General features: G+C 65.2%; 20 protein-coding genes, 2 tRNA genes and 1 riboswitch. Of the genes, 6 read left to right on the top strand and 16 right to left on the bottom strand.

Annotated elements, in window-relative coordinates; all coding sequences use genetic code 11:
* The first annotated feature begins 8 nt into the window (after nt 1-8).
* Together ACFVSJ_RS02025 and ACFVSJ_RS02020 are read left to right on the top strand one after the other, a co-directional pair.
* Nucleotides 9-1,292 carry an alpha/beta hydrolase gene (locus ACFVSJ_RS02025; protein WP_387433764.1) on the top strand — a complete coding sequence of 428 codons (1,284 nt, stop codon included), beginning with the start codon at nt 9-11 and terminating at the stop codon, nt 1,290-1,292.
* A gap of 50 nt (nt 1,293-1,342) precedes the next feature.
* Nucleotides 1,343-1,750 carry a hypothetical protein gene (locus ACFVSJ_RS02020; protein WP_387433762.1) on the top strand — a complete coding sequence of 136 codons (408 nt, stop codon included), beginning with the start codon at nt 1,343-1,345 and terminating at the stop codon, nt 1,748-1,750.
* A 62-nt stretch (nt 1,751-1,812) separates the two neighbouring features.
* Here the strand turns inward: ACFVSJ_RS02020 and ACFVSJ_RS02015 are convergent.
* The 13 genes from ACFVSJ_RS02015 to ACFVSJ_RS01955 form a co-directional block, all read right to left on the bottom strand.
* Nucleotides 1,813-1,885 (bottom strand) — tRNA-Asn (locus tag ACFVSJ_RS02015).
* Between the two features lie 116 nt (nt 1,886-2,001).
* Nucleotides 2,002-2,074: transfer RNA gene (locus ACFVSJ_RS02010), tRNA-Asn, on the bottom strand.
* A gap of 51 nt (nt 2,075-2,125) precedes the next feature.
* Nucleotides 2,126-4,012 carry a DNA primase gene (gene dnaG / locus ACFVSJ_RS02005; RefSeq protein ID WP_387433759.1) on the bottom strand — a complete coding sequence of 629 codons (1,887 nt, stop codon included), beginning with the start codon at nt 4,010-4,012 and terminating at the stop codon, nt 2,126-2,128.
* 34 nt (nt 4,013-4,046) lie between these two features.
* Nucleotides 4,047-5,363 (bottom strand): deoxyguanosinetriphosphate triphosphohydrolase, encoded by a 1,317-nt coding sequence (locus tag ACFVSJ_RS02000; RefSeq protein WP_387433757.1) that lies wholly within the window; start codon nt 5,361-5,363, stop codon nt 4,047-4,049.
* Between the two features lie 64 nt (nt 5,364-5,427).
* On the bottom strand, nt 5,428-6,609 hold the full coding sequence (dusB, locus tag ACFVSJ_RS01995; protein ID WP_387433755.1) for a tRNA dihydrouridine synthase DusB: 1,182 nt from the start codon (nt 6,607-6,609) through the stop codon (nt 5,428-5,430).
* Nucleotides 6,610-6,649: 40 nt separating this feature from the next.
* Nucleotides 6,650-7,261, bottom strand: a complete 612-nt coding sequence (locus ACFVSJ_RS01990) for a response regulator transcription factor (RefSeq protein ID WP_387433752.1) — start codon at nt 7,259-7,261, stop codon at nt 6,650-6,652.
* Nucleotides 7,258-8,361 (bottom strand): sensor histidine kinase, encoded by a 1,104-nt coding sequence (locus tag ACFVSJ_RS01985; protein WP_387433749.1) that lies wholly within the window; start codon nt 8,359-8,361, stop codon nt 7,258-7,260. The genes ACFVSJ_RS01990 and ACFVSJ_RS01985 overlap by 4 nt, the downstream gene beginning before the upstream one ends.
* A 30-nt stretch (nt 8,362-8,391) precedes the next feature.
* Nucleotides 8,392-9,168 (bottom strand): ABC transporter permease, encoded by a 777-nt coding sequence (locus ACFVSJ_RS01980; protein WP_387433746.1) that lies wholly within the window; start codon nt 9,166-9,168, stop codon nt 8,392-8,394.
* On the bottom strand, nt 9,165-10,094 hold the full coding sequence (locus tag ACFVSJ_RS01975; protein WP_387433744.1) for an ABC transporter ATP-binding protein: 930 nt from the start codon (nt 10,092-10,094) through the stop codon (nt 9,165-9,167). Before ACFVSJ_RS01975 ends, ACFVSJ_RS01980 begins: the two co-directional genes overlap by 4 nt.
* Nucleotides 10,095-10,197: 103 nt before the next feature.
* Nucleotides 10,198-11,643 carry a YibE/F family protein gene (locus ACFVSJ_RS01970; RefSeq protein WP_387433743.1) on the bottom strand — a complete coding sequence of 482 codons (1,446 nt, stop codon included), beginning with the start codon at nt 11,641-11,643 and terminating at the stop codon, nt 10,198-10,200.
* A 91-nt stretch (nt 11,644-11,734) separates the two neighbouring features.
* On the bottom strand, nt 11,735-12,697 hold the full coding sequence (locus tag ACFVSJ_RS01965; protein WP_387433740.1) for a GNAT family N-acetyltransferase: 963 nt from the start codon (nt 12,695-12,697) through the stop codon (nt 11,735-11,737).
* A gap of 2 nt (nt 12,698-12,699) precedes the next feature.
* Nucleotides 12,700-14,085, bottom strand: a complete 1,386-nt coding sequence (locus ACFVSJ_RS01960; protein ID WP_387433738.1) for a glycine--tRNA ligase — start codon at nt 14,083-14,085, stop codon at nt 12,700-12,702.
* Between the two features lie 91 nt (nt 14,086-14,176).
* Complete coding sequence (locus ACFVSJ_RS01955; RefSeq protein WP_387433735.1) at nt 14,177-15,181, bottom strand: DMT family transporter; 1,005 nt, start codon at nt 15,179-15,181, stop codon at nt 14,177-14,179.
* A 23-nt stretch (nt 15,182-15,204) separates the two neighbouring features.
* On the opposite strand from ACFVSJ_RS01955, the gene ACFVSJ_RS01950 reads away from it, so the two are divergent.
* Nucleotides 15,205-15,435: an RNA-binding S4 domain-containing protein gene (locus ACFVSJ_RS01950; protein WP_387433733.1), complete on the top strand. Its 231-nt coding sequence runs from the start codon at nt 15,205-15,207 to the stop codon at nt 15,433-15,435.
* Here ACFVSJ_RS01950 and ACFVSJ_RS01945 read toward each other — a convergent pair.
* Nucleotides 15,432-16,079 (bottom strand): alpha/beta hydrolase, encoded by a 648-nt coding sequence (locus tag ACFVSJ_RS01945; protein ID WP_387433731.1) that lies wholly within the window; start codon nt 16,077-16,079, stop codon nt 15,432-15,434. The genes ACFVSJ_RS01950 and ACFVSJ_RS01945 overlap by 4 nt on opposite strands.
* Nucleotides 16,080-16,156: 77 nt before the next feature.
* Between ACFVSJ_RS01945 and ACFVSJ_RS01940 the strand changes: the two genes are divergently transcribed.
* Both ACFVSJ_RS01940 and ACFVSJ_RS01935 read left to right on the top strand, forming a co-directional pair.
* Nucleotides 16,157-16,984 carry an SGNH/GDSL hydrolase family protein gene (locus ACFVSJ_RS01940; protein ID WP_387433728.1) on the top strand — a complete coding sequence of 276 codons (828 nt, stop codon included), beginning with the start codon at nt 16,157-16,159 and terminating at the stop codon, nt 16,982-16,984.
* A 10-nt stretch (nt 16,985-16,994) separates the two neighbouring features.
* Nucleotides 16,995-18,131, top strand: a complete 1,137-nt coding sequence (locus ACFVSJ_RS01935) for a winged helix DNA-binding domain-containing protein (RefSeq protein ID WP_387434161.1) — start codon at nt 16,995-16,997, stop codon at nt 18,129-18,131.
* A gap of 3 nt (nt 18,132-18,134) precedes the next feature.
* Here ACFVSJ_RS01935 and ACFVSJ_RS01930 read toward each other — a convergent pair whose 3' ends face one another.
* Entirely contained in the window at nt 18,135-19,256 is a 1,122-nt protein-coding gene (locus ACFVSJ_RS01930) for a homoserine O-acetyltransferase (protein ID WP_387433726.1), read from the bottom strand.
* Nucleotides 19,257-19,270: 14 nt separating this feature from the next.
* Nucleotides 19,271-19,385, bottom strand: a riboswitch (SAM riboswitch).
* Between the two features lie 161 nt (nt 19,386-19,546).
* Complete coding sequence (locus tag ACFVSJ_RS01925) at nt 19,547-20,863, bottom strand: bifunctional o-acetylhomoserine/o-acetylserine sulfhydrylase (RefSeq protein ID WP_387433724.1); 1,317 nt, start codon at nt 20,861-20,863, stop codon at nt 19,547-19,549.
* A gap of 225 nt (nt 20,864-21,088) precedes the next feature.
* On the opposite strand from ACFVSJ_RS01925, the gene ACFVSJ_RS01920 reads away from it, so the two are divergent.
* On the top strand, nt 21,089-21,727 hold the full coding sequence (locus tag ACFVSJ_RS01920; RefSeq protein ID WP_387433721.1) for a VOC family protein: 639 nt from the start codon (nt 21,089-21,091) through the stop codon (nt 21,725-21,727).
* Nucleotides 21,728-21,803 lie beyond the last annotated feature (76 nt).

The following is a 21,803-nucleotide window of genomic DNA, read 5'->3' as shown; positions in this document are numbered from 1 at the left end:
CAGCCACTATGAACGACCTCCTGAAAATCGAGATCACCGGTCCTGTGGTCATGACCATCGCCGTGGTGATCGGCGTGGGGTTGTTCCTGCTGCTCTTCCTGCGACCGTCATCGCGTTGGGCCATCACTGCCGTACTGGGCATCTCCATCGCCGCACTGGTGGGTTGGCTGACCGTATGGCTCGTAGAGGACGTCATGGATGTCTTCCATGTGGGTCTCACCCCGCGGGTTTGGTTCTGGGTCATTACGGGCTTCGCCGCCCTGGGACTCGCGATCGCCACGTTCCGCCACAGTCCGCGGTGGCGGAAAGTCGTGGCGGCGATCTCCATTCCTGTCTTTCTGCTGGTCACTGCCTTGGGCGTCAACACGGAGTTCGGCCTGAACAACACCCTGGGTTCGGCCTTGGGCATTCCCACTGAGGATCCCATCACGTTGAACAAGCCCGACCCTGACGCTGCCATCCCTTCGGGACCCTTGTGGCAGAACTGGAAGCCCCCGGCGGGCATGCCGGCCCAGGGCAAGGTAGGTACGCAAGTGATTCCTGCCACGGCCTCCGGATTCAACGCCCGGCCGGCCGGTATCTACCTGCCGCCGGCCGCGTTGACTGCCAACCCGCCCCGCCTGCCGCTCTACGTCCTCATGATGGGCCAGCCCGGGCTGCCGGACCCCCAGTACGTGGCGGCAGCGCTGGATGATTTCGCCGGGAAGAACAATGGCCTGGCCCCGATAGCGATCGTGGCCGACCAAATCGGCCCGGACCAGGACGACACCCTCTGCCTGGACACGGCTACCTACGGCAACGTGGAGAAGTACATCAACGTGGATGTGGTCAACTGGGCCAAGGAAAACCTGAACATCCTTCCGGACCGGGACCACTGGACCATTGCCGGGTACTCCAACGGCGGCCAATGCGCCATTTCCTTCGCCGTGAAGTACCCGCAGATGTGGGGCAACGTGGTTGACATCTCAGGGGAGGAATTTCCCGGCGCAGAGGACCCCGCAGGCAACCTCGCCGAAATCTTCCACGGCGACCAGGCAGCATACGATGCGCAGAAGCCCATCAACATCATGAGGGGGAAGCAATTCCCGGACACCACGGCGGTGTTTACCGCCGGTTCTGACGATGTTGTCTACGTGGCGGCAGCCAAAGCCGTCTCCGCCGCGGCGAAGGCGTCCGGAATGACGGTGACGTACTACGAGGTGCCCAATGGCGGACACGTGGGCATCGCGTTGAACGCCGGCCTGGTCAAGGGCTTCGAGGTCCTGTACCCACGGCTCGGATTGTCGCGCTGACACGCGGCACGCCCCTGTTGTGCCCCGTGTGCGGACGATAAAGTTGAGGTGTGCCACATTGGCAAGAGCTGCAGCCGCTACCGGCACCGTGGCAGCGTCGGGATGAACGCATCCTGCCGCTGTGGTGGGATCGGCTGTGCTCCGTGACGAGTCCGCAGTCGGCGGCCCTCTACGCCGCAGGCCTGTTCACCGACGACCGGCGCCGCCCCATCGCCCAGTGGTTCAATCCCGAGGCGGACGCTGCCCTGCTGGTGGCACCCGAGACATCCCCCGAATGGCCGGTCCAACGCTTCGGCATCTTCTATGCACCACCCGGCGGCGGCTTCACACGCGTCTACTCCGCTCCGCACGAGTGGCATCCGCGCGAGCCACGAACCCCGCCAACGGAACAGGAAGCCTTCCTGGCCGCAGTAGCCGAAGCGTCCCGGTTCCTGCAGGTGGAGATGGACTTCGTCTAGCAGAATCCGCGAACCAAAAAAATGAACCCCGCACCAGCTGAGGCCGGTGCGGGGTTCGTGCGCTCCTCCGACTGGACTTGAACCAGTAACCCTTCGATTAACAGTCGAATGCTCTGCCAATTGAGCTACGGAGGAATGAAGCGGTAATTAGCTTAACAGGGCCCGGGCGAAAAACGAAATCGGAGCCGGATACCCCCTGGGGGTATAAAAATACCCCCGTTCCGGCGATCCGAAACGGGGGTATTTGCACGCTCCTCCGACTGGACTTGAACCAGTAACCCTTCGATTAACAGTCGAATGCTCTGCCAATTGAGCTACGGAGGATTGAAGCGGTAATTAGCTTAACAGGGCCCGGGCGAAAAGCGAAATCGAGCGTCAGGCCTCCGACCGCAGCGCCCGGCGCTCCATTTCCAGCTGCATCAGCTCGCGGTTCAGCCGCTGGAATTCTTCAGGATGGGCCGCCGAGTCGAGGCGCTGCAATTGGCCCATTTTGTCAGCCTTGATGCGGGTGATCTGCAACTCGAAAAGCCGGGCGAGGATATCCCGGCAGTACCGCTGCATCGCTTCGGGCGTGCTGGCCGGCAAGGGGGTCACTGCCAGTTCGGACACGAGCGGCCGCAGGGGCTCGGGAACTTCCTGGCGGACCTTTTCCACCCATGCGACGGGATCGGCTGCCTGCGCCACTCCTGTGGCCCTGATGGCGGCATGCAGGGCCGCGTAGGCAGGAGTGGCGAAGTACGAGGCCTCGAAGCGCTCCCAGTTCCCCTCACCGAGCACCGAGGGCTCCTGAAGCACAACCTCCAGCGCCTGCCGCTCCATCCCCGCCACGGGGTCGCGCGGGTCGGGACGGTTGAAAACCGGACCGTTCGACGCCGGTGCTGCCGCCGTCGTCGGCTGTTGCTCGGCGGCTGGGTTCGGGGTGGCGCCGGCGGCCGCCCGCTTGGCCGCGGCCCCTACGTAGCGGCTGACCTCTTCGATGGGCATGCCGAGCCATCCGGCGAGTTCGCGGGTATAGGCCGGGCGGATTCCCGAGTCCCGGATCTGCGCGACGACGGGCGCGGCCTCCCGGAGCGCGGCGACCCGCCCTTCCACGGTGTCCAGGTTGTGCTTGCGCAGCGATGCGCGGATGGCGAATTCGAAGAGCGGCTTGCGGCTGGCAATGAGTTCGCGCACGGCCGGGTCGCCCTTGAGTTGGCGGAGATCACAGGGGTCGGCGCCGGTGGGCTCCACGGCGACGTAGGTCTGCGCCACGAAGCGTTGGTCTTCCTCGAAGGCCCTCAGGGCGGCTTTCTGGCCGGCGGCATCGCCGTCGAACGTGAAGACCACCTCTCCCCCGGTGCCGTCGTCGGAGAGCAACCGCCGGGCGATCTTGATGTGCTCGGTACCGAATGCGGTACCGCAAGTGGCCACCGCCGTCGCGACTCCAGCCAGATGGCAGGCCATGACGTCGGTGTACCCCTCAACCACCACCAACTGGCGGTCCTTGGCGATGTTCCGCTTGGCGAGGTCGATCCCGTAGAGCACCTGGGACTTCTTGTAGAGCGTCGTCTCGGGCGTGTTCAGGTATTTGGGGCCCTGGTCGTCTTCGAAGAGCTTGCGGGCCCCGAAGCCGATGGTGTCTCCGGCGATATCGCGGATGGGCCAGATGAGCCTGCCGCGGAAGCGGTCGTAAATGCCGCGGTTGCCCTCGGAGAACATCCCCGTCAGCTTGAGTTCGGCATCGGTGAAGCCGCGGCCCCGCAAGTGCTTCAGCAGCGAGTCCCAGCCCTGCGGCGCGTAGCCCACGCCGAAGTGTTCCGCCGCTGCGCGATCGAAGCCACGCCCATCCAGGAAGTTCCGGCCTTCGGCGGCACCGGGGGTCAGGAGTTGGGCACGGAAGAATTCGTCAGCAATCTTGTGGGCGTCCAGGAGGCGCTGGCGCTTGCCGACTTCTTCCCGGCTCGGTCCCGTGCCACCGTCCTCGTACCGCAATTCGTAGCCGATCCGTGCGGCAAGTTTCTCGACGGCCTCGTGGAAGGAACTGTGGTCCATCTTCTGGATGAAGGAGATGGCATCACCGTCCTCGCCACAGCCGAAGCAGTGGTACCGGCCCACCTGCGGACGGACGGTAAAAGACGGCGAACGCTCGTCATGGAACGGGCACAAACCCTTGAAGCTGCCCAGCCCGGCGCTCCTGAGCGTGACGTAGCCGTCAACTACTTCCTTGATGTCCGTGCGCTGGCGTACTTCGTCGATATCTTCACGTTTGATCAGGCCAGCCACTAGACCATCCTAGTCCGGCGGCCGGGGCGGGAAACTACCACAGCGACGGCAGGCTCCCCACCAAGCGCTCGTACATCGCCAAGGCCGAACCGTCGGTCAGCGAGGCCACTTGGTCGATCACCACGCGCAGGCGGGCAGCATCGTCGACGGCGGCACGCCAGTCCGCTGCGAACATCGGCTCCAGATGGCGGTCGCCGGTGGCGTTGAGTACGCCTACCAGGGCGTGCAGGACTTCGCGCTGGCGCTCGTAGACCGGCTGCCGGTGATCCGTGGAGATGACGAAGGTGGTCGCGAGCCCCTTGAGCACGGCGATTTCCGTGACCGTTTGCTCGGGCACCATAAGCTCGGCGCCGTAGCGGGTGAGGTTGGACGGGCCGAAGTGCGCGCGGGTGGTCTCCATGGCGCTCTGGCAGAACCGGCCGATCAGTTGGCTGGTCATGTCCTTCAGCGCGGCCATCGACTTCCGGCTGCCGTCGGCTTCACGGACCCACACCTTGGTGGCCTCGAGCCGGGCCAGCGCAGCATCGATCTCCGCCGGCTCGTTGTGCGGGAGGTACCACTGCTTGGTGTAGCCCACCACGCGGGCCCGGTGGTCCGGGTTTTCCATCCATTTCAATTGGAAATGGCCGGCGACGATCGCGTCCTCGACATCGTGGACCGAGTACGAGATGTCATCCGCCAGGTCCATGACCTGGGCTTCGATGCAGGAACGGTTGCCGGGGGCCCCCTCGCGCAGCCACTCAAAGACTGGAAGGTCGTCCTCGTACGCGCCGAACTTGCTGGTCCGGTGGCCGTGGATCACCGGAGCGTCGAGCGCCGACCAGGGGTACTTCGAGGCAGCATCCAGGCTGGCGCGGGTGAGGTTGAGGCCGGCAGGCCGGCCATCGTCGGCCAAGACCTTGGGTTCCAAACGGGTCAGCAAGCGCAGTGTCTGGGCGTTGCCTTCAAAGCCGCCAATAGCGTGGGCCACCTCGTTCAGCGCCGATTCACCATTGTGGCCGAACGGCGGGTGTCCAAGGTCATGGCTCAGGCAAGCCGTGTCCACGACGTCCGGGTCGCAGCCCAAGGAACGGCCAAGTTCGCGTCCCACCTGGGCAACTTCCAGGCTGTGGGTCAAGCGCGTCCGGACAAAGTCGTCGGTGTCCGGGGCCACTACCTGGGTCTTGGCTCCGAGCCTGCGCAGGGCTGAGGAATGCAGCACGCGGGCGCGGTCCCGTTCAAAGTCGGAACGGTACGTGTTCTTGCTCGGCTCTTCGACCCAACGCGCGGAATCCGCCTCGGAGTAACCGGGGATTGCCTGCACGTAGTCATGCGCAGTTCCGGGTCGGCCGATTGTCGCTTCGGTGCCCATGGGTATCTGCCTCCTTCAAGCGCCGTGGTCTGGTGCCTCTTGAGCCAGTCTTACACGATGGAAGCTAGCCGCCCGAAACGTCCAGTTCCGCTGCGGCAATGTCGGCGCTTTGTTCCTCGTTCAACTGCCGGCTGCCCAGCCAGTCCTTCGGCAGCGCGGGCCGCTTGGGTGAGCCGGCACGGCCACGGGGGCCCTCGGAATCCACGCCCGGGTAGGGCAGGTCCAGGTCCAACTGGTCCAGGAGTTCGCGCAGGACCTCCAGGGTGGGGACGGTAGCGAGCTTGGCGCGCAGTTCACCGCCAACCACGTAACCCTTGAAGTACCACGCCATGTGCTTGCGGATTTCGCGGAGTGCTTTGTATTCGTCGTTGCCGAAGGTCTCCACCATGAGTTCGGCATGGCGGTAGACGCCCTCGGCCACTTGGCGCAGGCCCGGGCGGTGCCGCTGGTCGTTGCCCTCGAAAGCGGCCTGCAGGTCGCCGAACAGCCACGGCCGGCCCTGGCAGCCGCGGCCCACCACTACACCGTCGACGCCGGTCTCCCGCACCATGCGGACGGCGTCTTCGGCGGACCAGATATCGCCGTTGCCCAGGACCGGGATGTCCGGCAGGGCTTCGCGCAGGCGCGCGATGGAGGACCAGTCCGCCTGGCCCGAGTAGAACTGGGCTGCCGTCCGACCATGGAGTGCGACGGCGGCAACTCCCGAGTCGCGCGCGATCCGGCCGGCGTCGAGGTAGGTCAGGTGGTCCTCGTCGATGCCCTTGCGCATCTTGATGGTCAAGGGGATGCCGCCCTTGGACGCTTCCTTGACTGCAGTCTGCACGATCGAGGTGAAGAGATCGATCTTCCACGGCAAAGCAGAGCCGCCACCGCGCCGGGTGACCTTGGGCACGGGGCAACCGAAGTTGAGGTCGATGTGGTCCGCGCGGTCTTCCTCCACGAGCATGCGGACGGCCGCGCCAACCGTTACCGGATCCACGCCGTAGAGCTGCACGGAACGGACTTTCTCGTCATCGTCGTGCGAAATGATGCGCAGCGATTCGGGGGTCCGTTCCACCAGCGCCCGCGACGTCACCATCTCGGCCACGTACAGGCCGCCACCGTATTCACGGCACAGCCTGCGGAAGGCAGAGTTGGTAATGCCTGCCATCGGAGCGAGGATCACTGGGGTGTCCACGGTGATCCCGCCGAGCCGCAATGGCGGGAGCTCAAGCTTGGGAGTGGGAGGTGTCGCTACTACAGTCACCTATCCATTGTTGCAAATCGGGGCAAATCGGCAGCCTTGCCTACAGCAACCACCCGTTGCCGGCCGCAATCCGCACCGCTTCGGCGCGCGTTCGGCCGCCGGTCTTGGCCATGGCCGCAGACAGGTAGTTCCGCACGGTTCCCTCGGACAGCACTGCTGCCTTGGCAATATCCGCCACCGTACCGCCGTCGGCCGCTGCCCTCAGCACCTCTGTTTCGCGTTCGGTCAGCGGACTGTCCCCGGAGGTCAGCGATTCGGCAGCCAGCGCGGGATCCACCACCCGGAGTCCTTGGTTGACCCGCCTTACGGCTTCGGCGAGTTGGCGTGCCGGAGTGTCTTTCACCACGAACCCCGAGGCGCCGGCGCGCATGGCGCGCTTGAGGTAGCCGGGCCGGCCGAAGGTGGTGACCATGAGCACCCGGCAGGAGGGAGCGGCCTTCCGGACTTCGGCCGCGGCGCTGATGCCGTCCAGCCCCGGCATTTCGACGTCGAGCATGGCCACGTCAGCCGAGTGTTGCACAACCGCCTCGGCCACGCCTGTACCGTCACCGAGCTCCGCCACCACCTCGATGTCCGGCTCCAATCCCAGCAGCGCGGCCAACGCGCCCCGGACCAATGCCTGGTCATCGGCGATCACTAAACGGATGGTCATACCTGTACCGCCAATCTGAATCCTCCCAGGTCGCTTTGCCCCACACTGACCGAGCCTCCGGCCGCTTCCACCCTTTCCCGGATTCCGGCCAGTCCGTTTCCGTTGGCGTCGTCCGAGGCAGGCCCGACGCCGTCGTCCTCCACCAGGACGGTGGACGCCGACAGGCGGACCCGGCAGCGGTCGGCGCCCGAATGGCGCACCACGTTGGTGATCCCTTCGCGCAGTACCCAGCCGAACAACTCGCGGTGACGCGCCGGAACTTCCTCGGAGGTGGACGGGATTTCGGCGTCGATGCCCGCCGATTCCAGGGCCGTCCGGGCCGCTGCCAGCTCGGCAAGCACATTTACGCCGCGGTAGCCGGCCACCGTGGCACGGACATCCGCCAGGGCGCCTCGGGCCAGGTCCTGGACATCGGAGATCTCCTGGGCCGCGCGGTCGGTGCCGGACGGGCTTTCCAGCATCCGGCCCGCCAGCTCGGCCTTGACGGCGATGACGGTCAGGGAGTGGCCGAGGATGTCGTGCATGTCGCGGGCAACCCTGCTCCGTTCCGCTGCCACGGCGGCGTCGGCCAACCCCGTCTGCGCGGCACGCAATTCCGTGGTTTGCCGGATCAGCCGGGCGAAGGACGTCATCATGAGGCCCAAGGACAGGATCAACGCCGGTTGGAAGAACGCTTGCTCCGGGTGCCCGTCGGACAGTTCCACGGCGAGGGACGTGCCGGCCAGGAACATGATGATGGCGAAGTCCACCCGTGGCGGCAGGACGGTCATGGCGATGGCGCAAGCCAGGAACGGCCACGTCCACAGGGCTTCCCGTCCCAAGAGAAGGATCGCCACGCCGTCCAGGGCAAAGAGGATTCCTGCCGATGCCAGGCCCGTCCGGGCGGACCTGCGCCAACCGAACATCGGCAGGAAGGCATAGGCCAGGAAGAAGGCAACCAGGGAAGCCGAGGCAGCGAGTTTCCATACGAGTGGCTCGTCCACCGACCACACCAGGTTCCAGGTGGGCCAGGCCCAGAGAAGGACTGACAATCCGGCGCCAAGGAACCAGCGGCGGGGCCCAGGCCCACGGAACATGTCACCGAAGACCCGGGATTTCATGATTCCCACCCTAGCCAAGACTTTGGCCGGTCAGACCCTGTTGGTGTCCCGGCGGAAGGCCATGGCTGCCCCGCCGGCAAAAATCGCCAGCCAAACCACGACGTTCACAATCCACATCGCATCGAATTCGCCGGTGATGGGGCTCCTTGCCAGCTGCCCGATTCCGTAGGCAGGAGTGAACTTGGCGATCTGGCCGAAGGTATCCCCCATGACCTCGATCGGCATGAACAAGCCCCCGAGCATGGCCAGGATGGCGAGCACCGGGCCAAGGATCTGCATGACGTTCTGGCTCGGCATCAGGTACCCGACGAACAATCCCAGCGCGGCGAAGACCAAGGACCCAAGCCAAGCGACAAGGCCCGCAGTCATCCAGGCCTGGACATCCATGGTCACCCCGGCGAGCGCGCCGATGACGAACTGGGCGATGACCGCCACCAGCGACAACGTCAATGCTGCGGCTGCCTTCACACCGATGTAGGCACCGGGCAGCAAAGGGGTGAGCCGCAACTGCCTGCTCCAGCCCTGCGCCCGTTCAACCGCCACTTGGCTGCCGGCTCCGGTGGCAGCGGTCATGGCCGCGTACACAGTGAGGCTGATCAGGATGTATTCACCGTAGCTGTGGCCGTTGGGCAAGTGCTCGTCCTTGTTCGGCAGCCCAAACATGAAGAAGAAGACGGCCGGCATCACCAACGTAAAGATCATGGTGCGCCGGTTCCTGAGCATGCGCTTGATTTCGATCCACAGGAACGTCGGGTTGACTCCCCCGGCCGAGGGCTTGCGGTCCTGGATTGCCGTTGCCTGGCTCATGCCCGGTCTCCTTCGAATACGGGTTCGGCATTGCTGTCTTCGGCGGTCAGTGCCACAAAGGCCTCTTCAAGGTTGTTGGCCACCACTTCCACGTCATGGGCCCGGGTGTTGTTGAGCAGGTAACGGACCACGGAGTCCGAGTCGGACGTGCGGACGGTGAGGCGGCCGCCGTCGTACTCCATGGCATCGCTCGGTGGCAGGGCAGTGAGCAGCGCCTTGTCCTCCACCGGCAGTGCGGCCTTCACGGTCCGGCCCGATGCCAGGTTCTTGATCTGGGCGGCCGTACCGTCGGCCACCACAGTGCCTTGCCGGACCAGGACGATCCGGTCCGCGTAGGCATCTGCTTCTTCGAGGTAGTGGGTGGCGAAAATGACCGTCCGGCCCTTCGTGGCATCGGCGCGGATCGCCGTCCAGAAGTCCCGGCGTCCGGCCACGTCCATGCCCGTGGTGGGCTCGTCGAGGATGAGGAGGCCGGGATCGGAAACAAGCGCCATGGCGAAACGGAGCCGCTGTTGCTGCCCGCCCGAGCATTTCTCCACCCGCCGGTCCGCGATGTCCAGGATGCCTGCGCGGCCAAGCACCTCATCGACGGGACGTGACGATTCGAACATGGCAGCGGTCAACTGCACGGTTTCGCGGACGCTGATGTCCCTCAGCAGGCCGCCGGTCTGCATGACGGCGGCAACTTGTCCCCGGGCGATGGCTCCCCGCGGCGAGTGCCCGAAAATGGACACCTCACCCTGGTCTGGGGAGCTGAGTCCCAGGATCATGTCGATGGTGGTGGTCTTGCCCGCCCCGTTCGGGCCGAGGAACGCAACCACCTCGCCCTGCTGCACGGTCAGGTCCAGGCCACGGACGGCGTGGACCTTCCCAAAACTCTTATGAAGTCCGGCGGCTTGGACGGCCGGTACGCCTGCGCTTGTCATCGCTCTCCCTGGCAGTGGTTTTGTGTCACTACCCAGTCAAGCCGCGAACCGGCCGCTCATCCCCTACTGGCTGTCACCGGTGCGGGATGACAAATGTCATGGCTTACCCGTCGGAGCTCCGCTCAGCCTCGCGCCGGGCGCGCCGGCTCCCCGGACGGGCCGGTTTCGAAGCGCCGGCGGGGTTGCCGCCGTGGTGCGTCCCGGCGTCGGGCGTTCCGCTTTCGGAACCAACGACGGCGGCCGCGGCTGCGAGCGCGCCGGTATCGGCGACGTCGTCGGGGTCGACGGAGGACGGTCCTGTGGCTCGCTTGGGGCCGGTCGCCTTGACCACCAGCACCGCGATGAACGTCGTAACCGGTATGGCGAGGACCAGGCCGATGGAGCCAACCAGCGTGCGGATGACTTCCTCGGACAGTTCGGCGCTGGTGAGGGCCTCGGCAAGGGGCCTGTCGTAGAGCATCACGATGATGAGGATGGGAAGCGCTGCCCCGGCGTACGCAAAGGCGATCGTGTACACCGTGGAGGCGATGTGGTCGCGGCCGATCCGCATGGCAGAGGTGAACAGCTTGCGGGCACTGGTATTGGGTGCCAGCTCGTACAGCTCCCACACTGCGGAGGATTGCGTAATGGTGACGTCGTTGAGGACGCCAAGGCCGGAAATGATAAGGCCGCACAGGATGATGCCGGAGATGGAAATCTTGTCCGACATGTTGATGAGGGTGGCCGCGTCGTGGTTGCCGACGCCTGCGAGGTTGGCCGCATCGGTGGCCCAGGCAGCCAACAGCGCAGTGATCCCCAGGCCGAAGATGGTTCCCAGAAGGGCCGTGGACGTGCGTGCGGAGAATCCGTGGGCGAAGTACAGCACGCCGATCATGATCACCGTGGACCCCACCAAAGCCAGCAGCAGCGGCGGTTTCCCTTCCACCAGGCCGGGAAGGATGAAGCTGACCAGGACGGCGTAGGCACCCACCAGGCCCAGGAGGGCGCGGAAGCCGCGCCACCGGGCCACCGCAATGACCACAACGGCATACAGCACGGCCAACAGGGCGATGGGCACGTTGCGTACGAAGTCCACAAAGACGTACGACGGCGAACCGTTGCCTGCCGCTGCCCCCTGGACACCCGAGAGGTTCAGGTACCGGATGGAATCACCTACGTCCACGCCGTGGGACTTGGCGACGTCCGGGTTGATGACCACCTTGACGGGTTCGCCGCCCTTGTCCGGCTCCGTGAAGGCGAAAGTGCACTCGGAACCTGCCTGGGTGCTTCCGGTTTGGCTGGAATCCGTCTGCCCGGTTTGTGTGCAGCTCTCCTGCACCACCCTTTGGATCTTGCCGGTATCGAAAGTGACCCCGGGGGCAGCCTCGTAAGGACTCGCGAACGAGATTCCTTCGCGGCTGCCCGAGGGCCACATGACCATCATGGCCACGATGGTCAGGACTCCCAGTGGAACCAGCACTGCAGCGAGCAGCCAATTGGCCCGCTTACGTGATGCGATGGCTTCCGGAGTCGGCTCGGAACTGTCAACGTGGGAGTGACCGTGGCCCATCAGCAGCTAAACCTCATGCCTTCAACCCTACGTGGCGGAGCCACAGTCACCCCATTCCAAGCGGTGCTCAGGAGGGCTTGATGTTCTGCCGTCAGTCGATCACGATCAATGTGTCTGCGCCGCGAACGTGTGCCTTGCCGGACTCCAGCAAAGGCTTCAAGACTGCCCGGAGCGCAACCATCGACTCATCCACTTCCAGGAGCACGGGGTGCTGGTAGGCGATGAGCGCGAGCAAGTCCCGCACCGCTGATTCTGCCTCTTCCGCCCCCAAGGCTGGATCGTGCCCCACGAACACGTCGGAGGGTTCCTCGGAGTTGCCCTGGGCATAACTGATGGCGAACGCCTGGATCTTGCCCTTCCTGGACGCCGGGACACCGGTCCCGAAAGCACTGGCCTTCGGTGCCCGAAGGACGATTGCGCCGTGCGCGCCCGTGAGGTCGTGCAGGAACAGCCGCTGCACCGTGGCAATGCTGAGTTCGCCCGGGCTGTCCCAGTAATGCACGGCCGAGTAGTAGCGCCCCACGACGTCGCTCAACTCCACCGACCCGGTGGCAAGGTCCTCCACGCGCTCGGCGGCAGCTTCCTCGGACCCGTCGCCGAACCTCGGCAGCTTCAGTGGCTCAGGCTCCACCACCACGAGTTGCGAGCGCTGGATGGGTCCCAGCCCTGCCGCCTCCGCGAAGGCGGCCCCGGGCGTGCCCGGCTCCACCTTGGAGCGCAGCGCGGAAACGCCCGACGGCGAGTTCCCGGCTTCGGCGCGGAGCATGGTCAGGAGGGTGGCACCGATGCCGCTGCGGCGATGGTCCTTGGCCACCTCGATGTAGGCCCACAACCGCTCCGGGTGCAGGGAGGCTTCATGGACTACACCGGCGGCCACGGGAATGCGGACGCCATCCACGACGTCTTCCGCGACGATGCACCGGCGCCATGGCTGGTTGCCCGACGGCGCCAACGCGGCACGGAACTGCTCCGCAGGAAGGGTTTCCGGGTCGCCCCAGATCTCCAGGAGGGCGAGGTCGTCGCCCTCCTTCCACTCACGGTATTCCAGTGCCACGCTTAGGCGCCGATCAGGCGGGCTGCCAGGTAAGCCTCCACCTTGTCCAGGGAGACGCGCTCCTGGCTCATGGTGTCGCGCTCACGGATGGTGACGGCCTGGTCCTCGAGGGTGTCGAAGTCCACAGTGATGCAGAACGGAGTACCGATCTCGTCCTGGCGGCGGTAACGGCGGCCGATGGCACCGGCGTCGTCGAAGTCGATGTTCCAGTTCTTGCGCAACTGGGCGCCCAGGGCCTTGGCCTTCGGGGACAGGTCCTCGTTGCGGCTCAGCGGCAGGACGGCAGCCTTGACCGGTGCCAGGCGCGGATCGAGCTTCAGGACGGTACGGACATCGACGCCGCCCTTTGCGTTGGGCGCTTCGTCCTCGGTGTAGGAGTCGATGAGGAAGGCCATGAAGGAGCGGGTCAGGCCCGCCGCGGGCTCGATCACGAACGGCGTGTAGCGCTCGTTGGTGGCCTGGTTGAAGTAGCTCAAGTCAGTGCCGGAAGCCTTGGCGTGCGTGGAGAGGTCGAAATCCGTGCGGTTGGCGATGCCTTCGAGCTCGCCCCACTCCGAGCCCTGGAAACCGAAGCGGTACTCGATGTCCGTGGTGCCCTTGGAGTAGTGGCTCAGCTTCTCCAGCGGGTGCTCGAAGAAGCGCAGGTTTTCCTCACGGATGCCCAGGCCCGTGTACCAGGCCATGCGTTCGGTCATCCAGTACTGGTGCCACTCTTCATCCGTACCGGGTTCGACGAAGAACTCCATCTCCATCTGTTCGAACTCGCGGGTACGGAAGATGAAGTTTCCGGGCGTGATCTCGTTACGGAAGGACTTGCCGATCTGGCCGATGCCGAACGGCGGCTTCTTCCGGGACGTGGTGAGCACGTTGTTGAAGTTCACAAAGATGCCCTGCGCGGTTTCGGGGCGCAGGTAGTGCAGGCCCTCTTCGCTGGCAACCGGGCCGAGGAATGTCTTGAGGAGGCCGGAGAACTCCTGTGGTTCTGTCCACTGGCCGCGCGTGCCACAGTTGGCGCAGGCGATGTCCGCCAAGCCGTTCTCGGCAGGACGGCCCTTCTTTTCCTCGTACTCTTCCTCGAGGTGGTCTGCACGGTAGCGCTTGTGGCAGGAAAGGCACTCCACCAGGGGGTCGGAGAACACCTCCACGTGGCCGGACGCCTCCCACACCTGGCGGGGCAGGATCACGGACGAGTCCAGGCCAACCACGTCCTCGCGGCCACGGACCATGCTCTGCCACCACTGGCGCTTGATGTTTTCCTTCAGTTCCGCACCCAGGGGGCCGTAATCCCACGCGGAGCGGGAGCCACCATAGATTTCACCGGCCTGGAACACGAAGCCCCTCCGCTTGGAGAGGGAAATGACCTGGTCGAGGACGGATTTTGCTGCCATGGGTACTCCAGATTTCTACAGGGCCGCTGGGTGCGGTCCGCGGTGGTTTGACGCGGTGGTTTGAACAGTGCAGGAAGCTGCGTCTCCTAGCCTACCGGCCTTTCGCGGCCGCCCCTCCGGCGAAGGCGCCTTTGGGCCAGGGAAGCGTGGCCACGACGATCGCAGCGAGCGTCAGCAACGTACCGAGCACCGTGGGCAAGGCGACCACTGTCCCGGACGTGGGGATCACGACGTCGAGCATCAAGGAACCCACCAACTGGCCGGCAATCATGCCCAGGCCCGTGACCAGGACGCCGAGGCTGCGGACCAGCAACGCCGCGAGCCCGATCGCCACGCAGCCCAGCGGGCCGCCGAGGTAGTACCAGAGCTCACCGGGCAAGGGATTCCCAGGTCCCGTGATCGCGACCTTGAGGAGCCAAGCAATCCACAACACCACGGAGCCGGCCAGGAAGTTGACCAAGGTGGTGGCAAGGGGCGTGCCGTAGTGCACTGTGGCGGTGCCGTTCATGGCCTGCTGGAAGCTCATCAGGAAACCCGCAAGGAGAGGCAGGAGGATCGGCAAAACCAGCGCGCCGACGTCGGACGCTCCACCAAAGTGTGGGGACACGGCCCAGGCGACTGCCGCCACGGTGAGGACACTGCCCACCACCCGCATGCCGGTAACGGAACGCTTGCCTCCCGGGGCTATCCCCAGCCGGTCTACGAGCAGCCCGCTCAGGGTCTGTCCTGTCACGGTGGCGACAGTGAACAACGCCACACCCAGGAGCCCCACGGTGTAGGACTGGGCGAAGACAAAGAACGCCCCCACGGCACCGGCCATGACGTAGAACGGTGGGAAACTGCGGCTGCGGACCGCGGGAACTATTCGGGCCAGACCGGCCCTGCCTTTGGGCGTGGCCAGCGAGATCGCACCGATCACCACCAGTCCGGTGGTGAAACTCACCACAGAAGCGGTGATGCCGTCGTTGACGTTGACCGCGAGGGCCCCGTTGATGCGTCCCTGGAGCGGGAGCACCAGCCCCGTCACGACGGCCAGTGGCAGTCCAAGGGCAAGCGGAAGGCTGGAACGACGGGTAGGCTGCGGCACCGTCACCACACTACTTCAGGCATCATTGCTGTATGAGCAACCCCGAAATCGAAGAAATCCCCATCCGCGATGACATGATCCGCCTTCGCCAGCTGTTGAAACTGGCCAACCTCGTGGAGGACGGGGTGGAGGCCGCGGAGCTCATCAAGAACGGCCTTGTGAAGGTCAACGACGACATCGAAGAACGCCGCGGCCGCCAACTGCACCCGGGCGACACCGTCACCGTCAACGGGCAGACCGTCAGGATCGCCGGCAACGCCTAGCTGAGCACCTTGTGGGTGAGGAACTCGCCCACATGACCGATCTCCTGCTGGTTGATCCCATGCCACATACCGGTGTACAGCACCTTGGTGAGGTCCACGTGCTTGCGCACCCAGCCCATGGTGTACTCGATCTTGTCCGGAGTGATCACCGGGTCCTGCTGGTCGCGGCCCCAGAACAACGGCACCGAGCCGTCCAGTTCGCCATCCCGGAAGGCTGCGTCAGCCCCGGCGTCGACCACAAAACCTGAAAGCCCGACGACGGCGGCGAAGTCCGCAGGGCGGTACCGGAGCATGGTGGTGGCCATGGCCATGCCCATGGAGAACCCGAGGAGCGTCACCGAGGAATGGTTGGCCTTGACGGTGTCCAGCCACTCCAGCGCGTACTCGGCGGCGAGCTTGACGGCGTCGAGGGAGTAGTCGATGGACGCCGTGAGCGGGAACCACGTGAAGCCCGGCCCCATCGGCATCGGCGCGCGCAGTGACGCCACCACGAAGTCGGCAGGCAGCAGCCCGGCGAGGCTGAAGAGATCGTCCTCGTTGGAGCCGTAGCCGTGCAGCAGGACCAGGAGCGGCTTGCCCGCCCGGTCGGCTTCGTCATGGGACCACTGGACAACGGGCGCGGGGAATGCAACGGCTTCAGTCATGGGTCTATTCTTGCAGTTACCCACGGGTAACAACCTACGGTCGCGTAGGTTCGCGGTCACGAGGCAGGATAGGAAGAATGAGTTCATTGGTGACGCCGGGCGAGGCAGTCCAAACACACCCCTGGAGCCGTTACGTGGCATTGGGAGATTCGTTCACGGAGGGCATCGGCGACCCCGAGCCGCAGAATCCCGGCGGTTTCCGTGGCTGGGCGGACCGCGTAGCCGAAGAACTCGGGCGCGGCCACGAAGACTTCGCGTACGCCAACCTGGCCATCCGGGGCCGCTTGCTGCAGCAGATCGTTCATGAGCAGGTTGGTCTCTGCCTGGAACTTCAGCCGGACCTCGTCTCCATTTCTGCCGGCGGCAATGACCTCATCCGGCCCGGCGGCGATCCCGACCTGCTGGCCGAGAAATTGGACGTCGCCGTCCAGGAACTCGGTTCGGGCGGCGCCACCGTGGTCTTGTTCAACGGGCCGGATACGGCCTCCTCGGTCCTCGGACGGATCCGCGGCAAAGTCGCCATCTACAACGAGAACCTGCGGACGGTCGCTGCCCGGCACGACGCAATCGTGGCCGACATGTGGTCCCTCCGGCAACTGGCTGATACCCAGATGTGGGACGAGGACCGCCTTCACTTCTCACCGCTGGGCCACCACACCATAGCCATGATGGTCCTTGAAGCGTTGAATGTCCCCCATACCCTGGAACCGCTGGTCCCCAAGCCCCTGCCACCTCGCACGTGGCGTGAAGCGCGTTCATCGGACCTGGTGTGGGCCAGGGAGTACTTTGTCCCATGGGTCATCCGCAGGTTGCGGCACCAGTCCTCGGGGGACGGCATCACGCCGAAACGCCCGACGCCGGGACCCGTCTTCGGGCCGAATGTCACCGGATTGCCGCGCGGCTGACGTGGTGGCGCTGCAGCCCGACGACGTCGTGCGGCTCCGGCTGCGCCGGCAACAACTGCGCGCGCCCTTCGCCCCCGATGCCGCTGGCGCCGTGCGCAACCTCCTGGCGGTCCAGGCCCAGGAGTTTCCCTACGCCCGGTGGTCGCTGGCGCAAAGGACCCCGGGCACGAGCGCGGCCTCTGTGGAGGACTCCGTGTCGGACGGCACCATCCTGCGCACCCACATCCTCCGGCCCACGTGGCATTTTGTGCACCGGGACGATCTCGGCTGGCTCATGGCCCTCTCGGCAGAACGGCTGCACCAGGGAAACAAGGGGATGTACCGGCAGACGGGCGTGGACGCTTCCTCGGCCGAACGGAGCGGCAGCATCCTGGCTGACGCCGTAGCCGGCGGCGCCCATAAGACCCGTGAGGAACTCGCCGCCGTGCTGGAGGAAGCCGGATTCCCGGGCAAGGGACTTGGATTCGTCTACCACCTCATGCACGCCGAGATCAGCAGGATCCTGGTCAGCGGCACACCCATCCGTTCGGCCGGGGGCGCCCTCAAACAAACCTATGCGTTGTTCGACGAGCGCGTTCCCCACCCGGGTCCAGCTGTCCTCGATGCGGCCGAACGTGACCAGGCCCTGGGGCAACTGGCCCTGCGGTACTTCGCCAGCCGTGGTCCGGCAACCATCAAGGATTGCTCGGCGTGGTCCGGGCTGACCATGAAGGACGTGCGCCGCGGGCTCGACGTGGCCAGGGACATCGCCCCGGGCGCCTTGGCAACCCTCGCCGTCGACGGGCTCGACTTCTACCTGGCCGCCGGGGAACTGGCCGGGCCCGGCGAGGCAGGCGACGGCAGCCCGGCCGCCGCACTCCCCCGCATAGACCTCATCCAGTGCTACGACGAGTACGTCATGGGCTACTCGCAATCCAGGCATTACCTTGGCGGGGTCGCTCCGTACTTCCCGGAAAACGGTGGACCCATGCACGTCGTACTGCTGGATGGCAGGCTGGGCGGCTGGTGGCGCCACGGCTTCGCCGGTGACACCTGTGAACTGGACGTGCGCCTGAACCAGCCCGACACGCCATCGGTCCAGCGGGCCCTCGAAGCCGAAGTGGAACGCTACGGCAGCTTCCTCGGCATGGAGGCCAAGCTGGTCTGACGCTCAGGCGAAGAAGGACTCCCTCAGCTGTGCCGAGAGCTGGCCGATTTCCGTGAGGAACCCGTCGTGGCCGATGGGCGCTTCAATGACGTGCACGGGAACCTCCCCCGGCAACGCCTCAGCGAGTTCCCGGGACTGGGCCGGGAAGTAGAGCCTGTCCGTGTCCACGGCCGCGATGAAGAACTCCGCAGTCGTGCGGCCCAGGGCTTCCTGGAGCGTTCCGCGTCCTCGCGTGACATCGTGGCTCATGAGGGCCTCGGTGATGGCGATGTAGCTGTTGGCGTCGAAGCGGCGTACCAGCTTGGTGCCCTGGTGGTCGAGGTAGCTCTCCACTTGGTAGCGTCCGCGTTCTCCCAGGATCGCTGCCGCGAGCGGAGTCTCCTGGTGCTGGGCTTCGCGACCAAAGCGGACGTCCAGCTCCAGCGCCGAGCGGTACGTGATGTGGGCGATCCGACGGGCCAACGCAAGACCGGCTTCGGGTGCGGCGCCGTGGTAGTAGTCGCCGTCGTTGAAGTTCGGATCCTGGCGGATCGCCAGCGTCTGCGACTGCGCGAAGGCGATCTGCTCCGCCGTGCTGTAGGCGCCCACCGAAACGACGGCGCAGCGCTTGACCCGTCCGGGGAACGTCACGGCCCATTCCAGTGCCCGTGCGCCGCCCATGGAACCGCCGATCACGGAGTGCCAGGCACGGATCCCGAGGGCGTCAGCCAAGCGGGATTCAGCCTCGGTGGTGTCACGAAGCGTGACCAGCGGAAACCTCGAACCCCACGGCTTTCCATCCGGGGCCTCGGAGGACGGTCCCGTGCTGCCGTAACAGCCGCCCACGATGTTGATGGAAATGACGAAGAACCGGTCCGTGTCGATCGTGGCGCCCGGGCCAACCAACTGCTCCCACCAACCGTCCTCATCCGTGGCACCACGGGCTACGTGGGTGCTGCCAGTCAGGGCGTGCTCCACCAGGACGGCATTCGAGGCATCGGCGTTCAGCTGGCCCCACGTTTCGTAGGCCAGGACAACATCGGGAAGGAAGCCGCCGGCTTCAAGTTCCAGCGGGCCCACGTGGGCGTACTTGACGGTTCCGTCCGCTTCTTCGGATGTGGGAAGGGCTGTAGCAGTAATGGTCATTCCTTTGACACCTAACCTCGCGCTTGCCCACCGCCTTTCATGCGGCAGGCCAGGTCTTCACCCGGGGCACCCCACCGCGGAGGAGGGTTGCCGGCCAGCAAGCCGGGGCTGTCACTGGCACTCATGACCTAATACGTAAGAGTTTAGGAAAGACACAGCTGTTCTGGCGAAGAATGTGACAGCTGTGTGACGGTTTGGGGCAGCTTCGTTCACGAAAGAGCACCCGGTGGCGCTGCCAGGCGAATTATCGTCGACCTGGCGGCGCCACCGCTTTTCACTGCGGGTGCGGCTCAGGCGCCCTTCGCGGCGCGGAAGCCGGCTTCGAGGTCGGCAATGATGTCGTCCACGTGTTCAATGCCGACCGCCAGGCGCACCAAGCCCGGGGTGACTCCCGCGACGGCCTGCTGTTCCACGGTCAGCTGGCTGTGGGTAGTCGACGCCGGGTGGATGACCAGGGACCGGACATCGCCGATGTTCGCAACGTGTGAGTGCAGCTCAAGGCCGTCCACGAAGCGCTTGCCGGCTTCCACGCCGCCCTTGATGTTGAAGGCCACCACGGCGCCCGTACCCCGGGGACCGTACTTGCGCCCGCGGTCATACCAAGGGCTGGACGGCAACCCCGCAAAGGCGACGGATTCGACGTCGTCGTGGGCTTCGAGCCATTCCGCCACTTTGGTGGCGTTCGCTACGTGACGCTCCACGCGCAGGCTCAGCGTTTCCAGGCCTTGGGCGATGAGGAAGGCGTTGAACGGCGAGACTGCCGAGCCAAGGTCGCGGAGGAGTTGGACGCGGGCCTTGAGGATGTAGGAGAGATTGGCGCCGAGGGCGCCGTCCTTGCCCAGGTCACGGGCATAGACGAGTCCGTTGTAGCTCGGGTCCGGGGTGTTGAAGTTGGCGAAGCGCTCCGGGTCCTGGCCGAAGTCGAAGTTGCCGGAGTCCACGATCACGCCGGCGATCGCTGCACCGTGCCCGCCGAGGTACTTGGTGGCGGAGTGGACCACAATGTCCGCGCCCCATTCGATGGGACGGATCAGGTACGGCGTGGACAGCGTGTTGTCCACAATGAGCGGGACGCCGGCCTCATGGGCAACCTTGGCGATGCCTTCGATGTCCAGGACATCCTGGCGCGGGTTGGAGACAACTTCGCCGAAGAAGAGCTTGGTGTTGGGCTGGACGGCGTTGCGCCACTGCTCGAGGTTGTCCGGGTCCTCGACGAATGTCACGGAGATGCCGAACTTCTTCAGCGTGTGGGCCAGAAGGTTGTAGGTGCCTCCATACAGGCTGGGGCTTGCCACCACGTGGTCGCCGGCCTCTGCGATGTTAAGGATCGCGAACGTTTCCGCGGCTTGGCCGGAGCTCAGGAGCAGGGCACCCAAGCCGCCTTCCAGGCTGGCGATGCGCTGTTCCACGGCGTCCTGCGTCGGGTTGCCGATCCTGGTGTAGATCGGGGCGAGCTCGGCCAGGGCGAAGCGGTTGGCCGCACTCTCGGCGCTGGGAAACACGAAGGACGTGGTCTGGTAGATCGGAAGCGAGCGGGCTCCGGTGGCGGAGTCCGGTTCCTGGCCGGCGTGGATCTGGCGGGTTTCGAAGGACCATCCCTGGGACATTGCGTTCTCCTCTTCGTACAGCGCATGGGTTTGGTGGGCAGCGGATGCTTGGAACTGCGGCCAGTCTAGGAAGCGGCGGGAGCATTGCACAGCTTTGTGACGAAGACAGTATTTTTCGGTCATTTCGCGTCTTTGCGGCGTCCCGGCATGACGCTTCCATAACATCCCACCTTAGTTAGGCTTGACTTAGCTGAGACCCGAATCACAAAGTGCCAAGATGAAGCCATGCGCATGGATCACGTCTCTTACGCTTGTGAACGAGATGGCCTTCTGGCCACGACAGAACGAATTTCCGCAGCACTGGGAGTGGACGCAGTCCGGGGCGGAGTGCACCCGCGCTTCGGTACCCGGAACATGATCATTCCCCTTGCGGACAACAAATACCTTGAAGTCGTGGAGGTCTTGGACCACCCCGCTTCGGATAAGGCACCCTTCGGCCAGGCAGTCCGGGCACGCTCGGCGGCCGGCGGCGGTTGGATGGGCTGGTGCGTCGCCGTTGACGACCTCGCTCCGTTCGAAGAACGCCTGGGCCGTGCTGCAGTACCGGGCAACCGTAAGTTCCCGGACGGCCGCGAACTCGTATGGCAGCAGATCGGTATTCTCGGCTTGATCGCGGATCCGCAGGTTCCGTACTTGCTCAAGTGGGAAGGAGATCCCGGCCTGCACCCGTCCAAGGTTTACGAGAGCGACGTCAAGATGTCCAGCCTCACCATCGCGGGCTCGGCGGAACGCGTCACCGAATGGTTGGGCGAACCCGTGGAGAAGCCGCTTGAGGACGTTGCTGTCCAGTGGATGGCTCCCCACGGTACGCCCGGCATCATGTCCGTGACCTTCGAAACCGCCTCGGGCGCCGTCACTATCTGACGCACCCTGCAATAAACTTCGGCCGCCATCAGCGGGTGCCAATGACGTCACCTGCAGATGGCGGCCGAATACCTTT

It is taken from the genome of Paenarthrobacter sp. NPDC058040 (assembly GCF_042885775.1).
Taxonomy (GTDB): Bacteria; Actinomycetota; Actinomycetes; order Actinomycetales; family Micrococcaceae; genus Arthrobacter.
Note: the sequence above shows the minus strand (reverse complement) of the source record. Positions and strands in the feature narration are given on the sequence as shown.